At 68.3% G+C, this 11,859-nt stretch carries 14 protein-coding genes; 7 read left to right on the top strand and 7 right to left on the bottom strand.

Annotated elements, in window-relative coordinates:
- Window positions 1-95: 95 nt before the first annotated feature.
- Complete coding sequence (locus ACNJ7E_RS35745; RefSeq protein ID WP_280783669.1) at window positions 96-332, bottom strand: DUF6328 family protein; 237 nt, start codon at window positions 330-332, stop codon at window positions 96-98.
- 1 nt (window position 333) lies between these two features.
- Window positions 334-1,149: a shikimate 5-dehydrogenase gene (locus ACNJ7E_RS35740; protein ID WP_280783668.1), complete on the bottom strand. Its 816-nt coding sequence runs from the start codon at window positions 1,147-1,149 to the stop codon at window positions 334-336.
- Between the two features lie 85 nt (window positions 1,150-1,234).
- On the opposite strand from ACNJ7E_RS35740, the gene ACNJ7E_RS35735 reads away from it, so the two are divergent.
- Entirely contained in the window at window positions 1,235-2,809 is a 1,575-nt protein-coding gene (locus ACNJ7E_RS35735; RefSeq protein ID WP_418342099.1) for a molybdopterin-dependent oxidoreductase, read from the top strand.
- Window positions 2,810-2,829: 20 nt separating this feature from the next.
- On the opposite strand, the gene ACNJ7E_RS35730 is transcribed toward ACNJ7E_RS35735, so the two are convergent.
- The 3 genes from ACNJ7E_RS35730 to ACNJ7E_RS35720 form a co-directional block, all read right to left on the bottom strand.
- Window positions 2,830-3,534: an HNH endonuclease family protein gene (locus ACNJ7E_RS35730; RefSeq protein ID WP_418342098.1), complete on the bottom strand. Its 705-nt coding sequence runs from the start codon at window positions 3,532-3,534 to the stop codon at window positions 2,830-2,832.
- Window positions 3,535-3,599: 65 nt separating this feature from the next.
- On the bottom strand, window positions 3,600-3,917 hold the full coding sequence (locus ACNJ7E_RS35725; protein ID WP_005252838.1) for a hypothetical protein: 318 nt from the start codon (window positions 3,915-3,917) through the stop codon (window positions 3,600-3,602).
- A 41-nt stretch (window positions 3,918-3,958) separates the two neighbouring features.
- Window positions 3,959-4,891, bottom strand: a complete 933-nt coding sequence (locus ACNJ7E_RS35720) for an NADP-dependent oxidoreductase (RefSeq protein WP_280783711.1) — start codon at window positions 4,889-4,891, stop codon at window positions 3,959-3,961.
- Between the two features lie 356 nt (window positions 4,892-5,247).
- Here ACNJ7E_RS35720 and ACNJ7E_RS35715 point away from each other — a divergent pair, with 356 nt between their 5' ends.
- The 6 genes from ACNJ7E_RS35715 (at window position 5,248) to ACNJ7E_RS35690 (ending at window position 11,041) form a co-directional block, all read left to right on the top strand.
- The gene (locus tag ACNJ7E_RS35715) at window positions 5,248-8,079 is read left to right on the top strand and encodes a DEAD/DEAH box helicase (RefSeq protein WP_280783665.1); all 2,832 of its coding nucleotides are present in this window, start codon (window positions 5,248-5,250) and stop codon (window positions 8,077-8,079) included.
- Window positions 8,076-8,849, top strand: coding sequence for an SWIM zinc finger family protein (locus ACNJ7E_RS35710; protein ID WP_105422892.1), 774 nt, complete (start codon window positions 8,076-8,078; stop codon window positions 8,847-8,849). Before ACNJ7E_RS35715 ends, ACNJ7E_RS35710 begins: the two co-directional genes overlap by 4 nt.
- A gap of 59 nt (window positions 8,850-8,908) precedes the next feature.
- Complete coding sequence (locus ACNJ7E_RS35705) at window positions 8,909-9,193, top strand: AfsR/SARP family transcriptional regulator (RefSeq protein ID WP_283335861.1); 285 nt, start codon at window positions 8,909-8,911, stop codon at window positions 9,191-9,193.
- 10 nt (window positions 9,194-9,203) lie between these two features.
- On the top strand, window positions 9,204-9,635 hold the full coding sequence (locus ACNJ7E_RS35700) for a YkvA family protein (RefSeq protein WP_283335862.1): 432 nt from the start codon (window positions 9,204-9,206) through the stop codon (window positions 9,633-9,635).
- 69 nt (window positions 9,636-9,704) lie between these two features.
- Complete coding sequence (locus ACNJ7E_RS35695) at window positions 9,705-10,184, top strand: DUF1990 domain-containing protein (protein ID WP_418342097.1); 480 nt, start codon at window positions 9,705-9,707, stop codon at window positions 10,182-10,184.
- Between the two features lie 113 nt (window positions 10,185-10,297).
- Window positions 10,298-11,041 carry a GntR family transcriptional regulator gene (locus ACNJ7E_RS35690; protein ID WP_005265200.1) on the top strand — a complete coding sequence of 248 codons (744 nt, stop codon included), beginning with the start codon at window positions 10,298-10,300 and terminating at the stop codon, window positions 11,039-11,041.
- A 37-nt stretch (window positions 11,042-11,078) separates the two neighbouring features.
- Here ACNJ7E_RS35690 and ACNJ7E_RS35685 read toward each other — a convergent pair whose 3' ends face one another.
- A complete protein-coding gene (locus tag ACNJ7E_RS35685; RefSeq protein WP_418342096.1) occupies window positions 11,079-11,603 on the bottom strand; it encodes a YceI family protein in 525 nt (174 codons plus the stop codon).
- Window positions 11,604-11,634: 31 nt separating this feature from the next.
- Entirely contained in the window at window positions 11,635-11,784 is a 150-nt protein-coding gene (locus tag ACNJ7E_RS35680) for a hypothetical protein (RefSeq protein WP_167344014.1), read from the bottom strand.
- Window positions 11,785-11,859 lie beyond the last annotated feature (75 nt).

The raw sequence follows: 11,859 nt of genomic DNA, 5'->3' as shown, positions 1-11,859 counted from the left end.
TATAGAGAAGCGTGACAGGGGTCACAATTCATGTCAAGACCCAAAATTGAATTAATCCAGATTCGGATGCGAGTGCGGTCCGCGGCGTGCTGGAATCACGACCCGCGAAAGCTGTTGTAGGACAACAGTGCGCGGGCGCGGTCGCGCCGAAATGCGGGGTTCGGGTCCTCACAGCCGGCGCGAACAGGTCGGCCTTGCGCAGGATGCCGTCCCGGTGAAGGCGACCGCGAGGAGGCGGACGGGATCTGCACGCCTGCCTGCGCGACACGGAGTTCCTGCAGCAGCTCGCTCGAGTTGCGTGTGAGCCGTTGCAAGAACTCCTCGGTGCTCACCTCACGACCGTGAGTACTCGGAGGCCCTGCGGATCTCTTCGGGGGACGGGCGGACACCGGTGTAGAGCACGAACTGCTCCGCCGCTTGCAGTGCAATCACCTCGGCGCCGGTGATGACGGTCTTGTGGCGTTCGGCCGCGGCCCGGATCAGCGGCGTCGCGGCGGGCATGGCAACCACATCGAACACGGCCTCCGCCGCATCGATCGCATCGAGTTCGAACGCCAGATCGTCCGCTTCGGGACCGCCCGCCATGCCGACGGGGGTGGCATTGATCAGGAGCCCCGGCCGTGCCGCGCCGAGTTCGGGTTGCCAGTCGAATCCGTACTGCTTCGCGACGGCACCGCCCGTCGTCTCGTTGCGGGCGACCACCGTGACGTCGGTGAAGCCGTAGTCGCGCACGGCGGCGACCACCGCTTTGGCCATTCCGCCGCTCCCGGCCACCGCGACGGACAGCGAGTGGGGCAACGCGTTGTCGCGCAACAGGTTCGCGATGGCCTGGTAGTCGGTGTTGTAGGCGTGCAACACTCCGTCCTCGTTGACCACCGTGTTGACGGACTCGATGACCGACGCCGATTCGTGCATCACGTCGACGTACTCGATGATCTGCTCCTTGAACGGCATGGAGACACCGGCGCCGCGAATGCCCAGCGCGCGGATGCCGCCGACCGCAGCCTGGAGGTCGTTGGTGGTGAACGCTTTGTAGACGAAATTGAGGCCCAGCTCGCCGTACAGATAATTGTGAAACCGGGTGCCGATGTTGCTCGGGCGGCCGGAGAGCGAGATGCAGAGAAGAGTGTCTTTGTCGAGCTGGTTCATCCGGTAAATACTAGTAGTGGGCTCCCATCCGTGCGCGTTCTCAGCTCCGAATACACGGTGACGACGGCAAAGGAGCAGGGCTGCGATGACTACGACGATCGGTGACCGGCACGAGGCGGCGCGGACGCCCCGGAGACGGCGGCACCTGTTCTCCCGCGCGCTCGCCGGAGTGATCGCCGCCGGAGTCGTGCTCGGGGTGGGCGAACTGCTGTCGGTGCTGATCGACCCGAACTCGTCGCCGTTCTACGCGGTCGGATCGACGACGGTGGACCGCAGTCCTGCCTGGGCTCGCGAGTTCGCGATCGACACGTTCGGCACCAACGACAAACCCGCACTGTTCGTCGGGATGACGATCCTCATCGTGCTCCTCGCTGCGACAGCGGGCATCGTCGAGCGTCCCCGCGCCCCGTTCGGCAGCGCGATCCTGGCGGTTCTCGGGCTGGTGGGAATCTTTGCCTCGACCCAGCGTCCCAGCGCCACGTGGATGTTTGCGCTGCCGACCGTGGTGGGAGTCGTCGCCGGCATCGCGGTTCTGCGGGTGCTGACGACCGCCGCGCGGGCGCCCGAGGACTCCGATGCCGAGGATTCGTGGTTGCCGCGCCGGACTTTTCTACTGTTGGCCGCGGCCGCCGCCGCGACGGCCGCGGCCGCGGGAGCCGCCGGCCGGTACCTCGGGCAGCAGGCCGCGGGAGCTCTGGACAACCGCCGCGCCTTCGCCCTTCCCGACGTGTCGGACCGGGCGGCCCCGATCGCTCCCGGCACCGACGTCGACGTGCCGGGCGCCACCCCGTTCGTCACGTCGAACGAGGAGTTCTACCGGATCGACACCGCACTGCGGGTCCCGCGGTTGACGACGGACGACTGGCAACTGCGCATCCACGGCATGGTCGACCGCGAGCTCACGCTGACGTGGGACGACCTGATCGCGAGGACGCCCGTCGAACGGGTGATCACGCTGACGTGCGTGTCCAACGAGGTCGGCGGAAACCTTGCCGGCAACGCGACGTGGATCGGCTACCCGATCAAGGACATCCTCGACGAGGCCGGCGTGCAGCCCGGTGCCGACATGCTGCTGTCCACGAGTAGCGACGACTTCACGGCGGGCACCCCGGTCGAGGCCCTGCGGGACGGGCGCGACGCGATTCTCGCGGTGGCGATGAACGGTCAGCCGTTGCCGTTCGAGCACGGTTATCCGGTGCGGCAGGTCGTCCCCGGTCTCTACGGCTACGTGTCGGCCACCAAATGGGTGGTGGATTGGGAACTCACGCGATTCGACGAGGCGGAGGCCTACTGGACCCAGCGCGGATGGTCGGCGAAGGGTCCGATCAAGACTGCGTCGCGGATCGACGTGCCCGCCTCGTTCGCGCCCACCGCACCCGGACCCGTCCTCGTCGCCGGAACCGCGTGGGCGCAGCACCGCGGCATCGAGAAGGTGGAGGTGCGGGTCGACAACGGCGAATGGCAGACCGCGACCCTCGCCCCCCAGTACACCATCGACACCTGGCGGCAGTGGACCTGGGAGTGGCAGGCCACGTCCGGCCTGCACACCCTCCAGGTGCGCGCCACGGATCTGGGCGGCAACGTTCAGGTGGAGGAGCGGACGCCGCCGATTCCGGGTGGCGCCACCGGCTGGCACACGCGTTCCTTCACCGTGTCTTGAGGCACCGTCTACTGAGGCGCTCACGGACACTTCTCCGCCACCTCGGCGAGCGCGTCGCGGTCCGCCAGCGTCACCGGAAGCCCGTACTCCACCGCCACGGAGAGATACTTGCCGGCGTAGAAGCAGTGGTACGCCGGATTCGGCGGAAGCCAGTCCTGCGGGGTCCGGTCGCCCTTGTCCTGATTGTCCGCACCGTTGACGGCCAGCAGATTGAACGTGACGTCGTTGGCGAACCGGAGCCGACGCTCGGGCGACCACGTCGACGCGCCCATGTCCCACGCCGCCGCCAAGGGGTAGACGTGGTCGATCTGAACGGCTTTGGCGTCGGCTCGGTCGAATTGGAGCACCTCGCCGGAATACGGATCGGCGAGGACCCCGCTCAGCACTACGCAGTCGCGGGTGCCGTCGCGGAACGCCACCGAGCGGAGATCGAGCGCGAGAACGTTGTTGCGGGTGTCGCACCCGTCGTGGCCGGCCGCGGCGTCCTGGTCGTCGGTCCAGGCCGGGCCGAAGACACACAACTCCTTGCCGGAACACCCGCGCTGGTATCCGCCGGGGTGCGGACGGGACTCGACCGTCGCGACCCGGCCGAGCAACTCCTCGATGTGTGCGCGGGGCGGACTGCCCGGAGCGGGGCCGGGGCCGCTGAGGTCGAGAAGCGACACCCCGCAACCGCAGACCGTCAGGATCGCCGCCAGCCACGCGGCCACGTACAGAAGTCTCATGCGTCCCCCGGCGCTCGACCCATCTCCCCCTACCACGGGGGAGTATGCACCGGGCCCCCGACAGGTCAAGTGAAGGGCAGGCGCACAGCGGCGATCGACGACAGGTGCGTTCCGTCGTGGCCGATCACCCAGGAACCTCCGCTCTGCCTGCACTCGGCGAGCAGGTCGAGGGTGCGGAGGAGGAAGAAGATCGCCTCGCTGGGGGTGGGGGTGACCGCAAGCCTGTGTGCCTCACCGTGTTTCATCCCGTCGAGCCACACGCCCGACTGTCCGTCCAGTCGAATCGTCACGATGTGCGTGGCATCGACGAAGGCGTACTTCCGTTGCTCCCACGGAGTGGTGAGCGCGTACCCCTGTTCGAGAACCTGGATCAGGATGCTCATGACCGACTCCCGAGTGTCCGGCAGTTACGTCTCTCCAGCATCTACCTCGGAACGGGTGAAAGCCAGACCTGCTCACCGAACTCGATCACGACCTTGCCGCTCGTGTGACCGGACTCGACCATGGCGAGAGCGTCACCGGCGTGTGCGAACGGGAATCGGTGGGCGACCCGCGGGTCCAGGGTCCCGTCCGCCACCAGTGCGGCCACCTCCGCGAACACCGCGGACGTTCGACGCCGTTCCACTCCCGAGCCGCCGAGATCGCGCGCGGCGAGCGAGTCGCCGACGCTGATGATCGCCGCCGGATCCGCGACCACCCGCGCGGCCTCGGCGAGCGCGTCACCGCCGACGAGGTCGAAGACGGCGTCGACCGGGCCGGGTAGGCGTGCGGCCAGTCCGTCTCCGGACGCCACCCAGGTGGCACCGAGCGATTCGACGACCTCCCGCTTGCTCTCGCTCGCGACGCCGATCACCGTGACGTCCCGCGCCGCGGCCAACTGCAGCGCCGCCACCCCCACGCCGCCGCCCGCACCGACGACGAGCAACCGACTGCCGGGCGCCAGGTCCAGGGTGGTCAGCGCGTCGTACGCGGTTCCCGCGGCGACGGGGAGCGTGGCCGCGTCCGCGAACGAGACCGGGTCGGGCTTGTGCGCCGCCGAGGCCGTGTTGAGCAGGGTGTACTCGGTGTATCCGCCGAATCCGGTGGCGGTCGCGCCGAACACGGCGTCGCCGACCGCGAAGCCGGTCACCCGGGGGCCGACATCCGCGACCACACCGGCGACCTCCCGGCCCAGAACGGCGGGAAGGGTGACGGGGACGGTGTCCTTGCGCGTGCCCGCCCGCACCTTCCAATCGGCGGGATTCACGCCGGCCGCGTGGACGGCGACCAGCAACTGTCCGGGGCCGGGGGAGGGAACGGGGACGTCGAAGAACTGCTGCGTCTCGGGGCCGCCGTACTCGCTGAAGCCGTATGCCATGCTCACGCCCACAGTCCTATCACGATCGGGACTCCGGGTTCAGGCAGGCAGAAGGCCCGCCGGCGACAATCTTCCGGCGGGCCTCCGTGCGGATTTCTCAGGAGCCCAGCGAGCCTGTGCCTCCGCCACCACCCATCAACGGTCCGAGGACCTGGATGAGTTGAACGAGAACTTCCAAGATCTGTTCCATGTCCATTTCGACTTCCTCCGATCACTGCGATCACGTTCGGCAGCGATCCCGGTGAGTTACCGGCGTGGACAGCCGCCAACTCGTTCATCGGTGGAATATCGTCGAGGGTTACATGTCTCGAGCAGGGACTTCACGCGCTGTCGGTCGCGCCTGCTTGGATGGGTGCATGCTGCACGGCCTCTGGACACCGGGATCGGGTCTCATGCTGTGGGTTGAGGACCGGAATCCGGCCGCCCCGGAGCCGACGGATGCGGTCGGGCGGGTGCTGGCACGGAAGTTCCGGCATCACGTGAAGGTGCCGATGCCGACACCGTCGGGGCCGGAGATGCTCGAGTGGGCCGCGGTCGCGCTCGCACCACCGGATGCGACGGAGTTCCTGCTGTCGGTGTCGGCCCGCGACCCCCGGGTCGCCGGGGATCTGCGCTACCTCGCCCACGTCGCCCGCGGTGTCGAGCGGTGGGCGCGGGCCGGGCGGGTGGTGCCCGAGGTGCACCGGGCGGAGGGCGGTTGGTGGCCGCGCTGGCGGCTGCTCGGCGGTGAACGGCAGCGTGCGTGGCTCACGGAGCTGGCCGTCGCGATGCCGCCGGTCCAGCGTCACGGCACGACCCCCAGGGCCGTGCTCGACGACATGGTCACCGAGCTGACCGACCCCGTCGCCCGCCGTGTCCTCGAACGCAGGCACCCGGACGATTCCGGCAGCGACGTGGATCATCCGCTGATCGACGCGCTCGTGCGGGGTGACCAGTTCGCCGAGGGCACCGCCCAGCTGTCGGGCTCGCTGGACGGGTGGCGTGACAGCCTCAAGGTGGACGAGCCCGAACTGGTGCTGCGGCTCCTCGAGCCGGAAGACGTGGACGTGGAGGGGGATTGGGACCCGGACACGGTGCTGTGGCGACTGGAGGTCTGTCTTCGTCCGGAAGGCGAAGCGCCGGTGCCGATTCCGCTGCACCGCACGGAGGCGAGTCGCCTGCAGATCGGGGTGCGCAAGCTGACGGAGGCCGTGGCCGCCTACCCGCGACTGCAGGATGTTCCCACTGATCCCGACAGCCTGGACCTGATGTTGCCCACCGCCGTGGTCATCGACCTCGTGGGGCACGGTGCGGCGGCGTTGAAGGAGAAGGGCATCAGCCTGCTGCTGCCGCGGGCGTGGAGTGTGGCGTCGCCGTCGATGCGTCTGCGGGTGAGCTCGCCGAGCACTCCGGCGAGCGCGGAGAACCGGGCCGTCGGCAAAGACCAGCTGGTGCAGTACAACTGGGAGCTGGCACTCGGCGACACGGTGCTCACCGCCGCGGAGATGAATCGGCTGGTCAACTCCAAGAGCGATCTCGTGCGGCTGCGTGGTGAGTGGGTCCGGGCGGATCAGGAGGTGCTCTCCCGCGCCGCGCGCTACGTGGCGGAGCGGCACGCCAGCGGCGACCGGGCCATCGTGGACCTGCTGAAGGACCTGATCGCGGACGATCTGTCCGATCTTCCCGTCGAGGAGGTCACGGCCACCGGCTGGGCGGCCGCGTTGCTGGACGGCGACACGAAGCCGCAGGACGTGCCGGCCCCGGACGGGTTGGACGCGACGCTGCGCCCGTACCAGAAGCGGGGGCTCGACTGGCTGGTGTTCATGAGCCGCCTCGGCCTCGGGGCCGTTCTCGCCGACGACATGGGTCTCGGCAAAACGCTGCAGTTGCTGGCGCTGCTGGCACACGAGAAGGCGCCCACGCCCACCTTGCTGGTGTGTCCGATGTCGGTGGTCGGGAACTGGCAGCGCGAGGCGGCGCGCTTCGTTCCCTCGCTGCGGGTGCTCGTCCACCACGGTCCGCAGCGGCTGAGCGGTGCGGAGTTCACCGCCGCCGTTGCGCAGAGCGATCTGGTGATCACCACGTATGCGCTGCTGGCCCGCGACGTCGCGCACCTGAAGGAGCAGGACTGGCGGCGTGTCGTTCTGGACGAGGCGCAGCACATCAAGAACGCGAAGACGTCGCAGGCGCGGGCGGCGCGGAGCATTCCGGCGGCGCACCGCGTCGCGCTGACGGGCACTCCGGTCGAGAACCGCCTCGACGAACTGCGCTCGATCCTCGACTTCGCGAATTCGGGCATCCTGGGTTCGGAGGCGATGTTCCGCAAGCGTTTCGTGGTGCCGATCGAGCGGGAGCAGGACGAGACGGCCGTCGCCCGGCTCCGTGCGGTCACGTCCCCGTTCGTGCTGCGCCGGGTCAAGACCGATCCCGCGGTCATCGCCGACCTCCCCGACAAGTTCGAGATGACGGTCCGCGCCAACCTCACCGCGGAGCAGGCCGCGCTGTACCGGGCGGTGGTCGACGACATGATGGCGCAGATCAAGGACAAGAAGGGGATGAAGCGCAAGGGCGCCGTCCTCGCCGCCCTGACGAAACTGAAGCAGGTGTGCAACCACCCGGCGCACTTCCTGCGCGACGGGTCGGCGGTGATGCGGCGCGGACAGCACCGCTCCGGCAAGCTGGGGCTCGTCGAGGACATCCTGGATTCCGTGGTCGCGGACGGCGAGAAGGCGTTGCTGTTCACCCAGTTCCGGGAATTCGGCGACCTCGTGACCCCGTACCTCGCGGAGCGGTTCGGTACTCCCGTGCCGTTTCTGCATGGGGGCGTCTCCAAGCAGAAACGCGACGACATGGTGGCCTCGTTCCAGGGCGACGACGGGCCGCCGATCATGATGCTCTCGCTGAAGGCGGGCGGGACGGGTTTGAACCTCACCGCGGCCAATCACGTCGTCCACCTCGACCGGTGGTGGAATCCGGCGGTCGAGAACCAGGCCACGGACCGGGCGTTCCGGATCGGTCAGCGGCGGGACGTGCAGGTGCGCAAGCTCGTGTGCGTCGGCACCCTGGAGGAGCGGATCGACGCGATGATCGCCACCAAGCAGGAGCTGGCCGATCTCGCCGTCGGGACGGGCGAGAACTGGGTGACGGAGATGAGCACCGAACAACTGGGCGAACTGCTCCGGCTCGGCGACGAGGCGGTGGGCGAATGACGAATCGGCGACCGGGGCCCCACTTCGGTCAGTACGGCAAGCGTCGACCGGTGACGGGCGGGCTGGAGGCACGGTCCCAGCGCGGATCGTTCGGGCGCACGTGGTGGGGCCGCGAGTTCGTGGACATCATCGAGTTCGTCGCCGACAAGGGCCGGATGAGCCGTGGGCGAAGCTACGCGCGCAGCGGTCAGGTGATCTCGCTCGAGATCGCCGCAGGGATGGTGACGGGGGAGGTCCAGGGCAGTCAGCTCCAGCCGTTCGTCGCGACCGTCTCGATCGATCGCCTCGACGACGCGGAGGTCGCGGAACTCGTCGCGCTGGTGCGTCGGCAACCCGGCAGTCTCGCGATGCTGGCGGGCGGCGGAGTTCCGGAGGTTCTCGGACCCCTGCTGCTGCCCGCCGGGGCGTCCGCGCTGAATTACGACTGCACCTGCCCGGACGACGGCTGGCCCTGCAAGCATGCGGCGGCGGTCGCGTACCTCACCACCGAACGCATCGACGAGAACCCGCTCGAAATCCTGACGTTGCGGGGCGTCGACCTGGACATGCTGATCGACGGCGTCGGCGGCGATTCCTCCGACGCGGACGTCGACGACTGGTTCGGTGACGAGTCCCCGCTGCCCGCCCTGCCCGACGCCGACTTCCGGGCGGCGATCGACGACCTCGACCCGCTGCTGTTGCGGAAGGCGATCCGATCGGTCAGTGAGGACGAGCGTGCGGTGGACGCCGCGATCCGGGAGCTGAAAGCGCTGTACCAGCACTTCCGCTGACCGTGCGATGATGAGGACGCGGAAGCTCGCCTCGTTCCGCGACCGGGAGCTGGTCAGTCATGTTGACGGTCTACCTGCTCGGCGAACAGCGCGTATCGAACCCGGAAGATGTCAGGGTCGGCCCCATCTCGTCACGGGCGATCGCGTTGCTGGCCTACCTCGTGCTGCATGCCGGTCTCGCTCAGTCCAGGACCCGTCTCGCGGGGCTGTTCTGGCCCGAATCGAGTGAGCAGCAGGCCCGCACCAACCTCCGGCGGGAACTACACAACCTCCGTGGCCTCCTGGGATCGGACGGTGCGCTCGCGGACCAGAACATCCGTCCCGCGGTCCGGTCGGAGCAATAGGCGCGGCCGTATGGATGCGGGGCAGGTGTGGGCGGCGGCATGGCCCGTCCTGATCGGCGCGGCAGCGGGCCTGCTGGCCGTCTGGGTGGTACTGGCGCTCGTGCTGTGGCGATCGAGACCCGACGGCACCGGGATCGGGGAGGCGATCCGGGTGCTGCCGGACCTGCTCCGTCTCCTGCGCCGGCTCGCCGCCGATCCGGACCTGCCCCGGGGTGTGCGCGTCCGGCTCGTCCTGCTGCTGGCCTATCTCGCGGTTCCGATCGACCTGATACCCGATTTCGTCCCCGTCATCGGATACGCCGACGACGTAATCGTCATCGGCCTCACGCTTCGTTCGGTGGTTCGCCGCGCAGGTCCGCAAGTCGTGGCGCGGCACTGGCCGGGGACCCCTGACGGGCTCGAGACCGTGCGCCGGGTAACGTGCCTTCCCACCTGCTCGTGACGTCCGGACCGAGAGGATCCCGCCATCAGTACCTCCCGAGACGACCTGCCTGCGTTCACGTACCCCGAGGTGGGTGCGAGCCGCCACGTTCCCTTCCCTCCGGGATATCACCATCTGACCGAGCGGAAGGTGATCGGTTACGGGGCAGACGCATTCGACGCAGCCGCCACCCACCTGTGTACCTGGGGGATGCACCGCGGCGCCGGGCTCGACGTACGGGCCGACGCTCCGACGGCCGCGCCCGGCACGTCGGTCGAACTGCGATGGGGCATCGGTCCGTTTCGGCTGACGTTCTCCTGCCGCGTCGTCTACGTGCTCGACGAACCGAACCGGAAGGGATTCGCCTATGGGACGCTGCCGGGCCACCCCGAGCGCGGCGAGGAGAGCTTCGTCGTCGAACAGCGGCCGGACGGCACCGTGCTCGCCACCATCTCGGCGTTCTCCACACCGGATCGGTGGTTCACCCGGCTCGGTGGACCCGCCGGCCGGGTCGTGCAGCGGGTGATGACGCGCAAGTATCTGGAGGCGTTGGCCGAGGCCGCACGGTAGGCCGGAGCGTCCGGATCACGTATTCTCGTGGTTGGACCGGACCGGACGGGACCTTTGCAGTCCGACTGCCTGATCCGATGTGTCCCACCACTGACAGAGCTGGAGCCGCCGGAATGATGCCCGTACATCTACGCGACAGCGTGATTCCGAAGCACGAGCAACTCCGTGCCATCCTGCTGCACAAGTGCACCAAGGAACTTCAGCCCGGCGACCTGATGACGAGTGAACGAAAACTGATGCAGGACTACGGCGTCAGTCGGATCACGGTTCGTGAGGCGATCGGGCAGCTCGTCAACGAGGGTCACCTGGTGCGGGTGCGTGGCAAGGGCACGTTCGTGGCGCATCGTCCGGTGCAGTCGAAACTCCACCTGGCCTCGTTCACGGAGGAGATGCGGGCGCAGGGCCACAAGCCGACGACGGTGGTGCTCCAGAGCGAGGAGGACGCGGCGCCGGAGGCCACCGCGAAGGCGCTGCGCATCGCCCCGGACACCAGCGCCTATCACGTCAAACGGTTGCGGCTGGCGGACGGCGAACCGGTCAGCGTCGACGACGGCTGGTTCAACGCCGCACTGCTTCCGGGCCTGCTGGACCTCGACCTCACCGGCTCGATCTACCGTGCGACCGCCGACAAGTACGGCATGCCGATCGACCGGGCGGAGCAGACCGTGAGCGCCGACGGGGCGAGCCAGGAGATCGCGACGTTGCTCGGCATCAAGAAGGGCGCCCCGGTGATGTACTTCGACCGGGTGTCCTTCAGCGGCCCCACACCGGTCGAGCACACCCGCAGCTGGTACCGGTCCGATCGCTATCAACTCCAGATGGAAGTCCAGGGGGAGCGGGCTCAGCGCAGCGTCTGAGCCACCGAATACGGCCGCGGTCGTTCCGTCCGCGTCATCAGGATTTGCTGAAGTGCGCCTTGATCACGACGCGGGTGGCGAGCAGGGAGCCCTTTTTCGTGTAGGTCAGGCCCCAGCTGCTGCGGTCGAGGTGCACTTCGGCGGTGATCGTCGCGGTGTCCTCCGTGGCGACGACCTGGGCTGGGACGGTGAGCGGTCGAGTCTGGCCGTGAACGGTCAGATCGCCGTCGAGATGGAGGTGTCCCGGTTCGGCGGGGCGTGCGTCTGTCACGGTGAAGATGATGGTGGGGTACTTCTGGACGTCGAAAAAGTCGGCGGAGTGCAGATGCTTGTCGCGTGTGGCGTTCTCGGTGTTCACGGAGGCGGCGTCGACGACCAGAGTTCCGGTGATACGTCCGTCGTCGCCGACCGTTCCGGCGCCCTCGACGGCGTGGAACGTCCCGGTGACCGGGAGTAGCCATAACGCCTTGGTGTGGAAAGTGATCGAGGTGCGAGCGGGGTCCAATGTCCAGGACCCGACGAGCGTGGACAGCTGGGGGACGGACTCCATGGGCGATGTCATCGTGTACCTCCGTTGTCGAGCGTCTGGCCGGTCAGATGACGATGGGTGCACCCGTGACGAGGTCCCAGAGTCCCAGCCCCAGGAACAGCACGGCACCCACTGCCGACTGCACCGGGTTTCCGTTCAGAAAACCCTCGGCACCCCAGGCGACCAGATCGGTGAAAATTTCAGACGAACCCATAGTTCTCGCTCCTTGTTGTCGGCATATCGTCTCGGCACCTTGATCGTTCGGACCGACCGGTCTGTTACAGAGTCG

It is taken from the genome of Rhodococcus mengyinensis (assembly GCF_048381435.1).
GTDB classification, from domain to species: Bacteria; Actinomycetota; Actinomycetes; order Mycobacteriales; family Mycobacteriaceae; genus Rhodococcus_F; species Rhodococcus_F opacus_D.
This window is presented reverse-complemented; position numbering and strand designations above follow the sequence as displayed.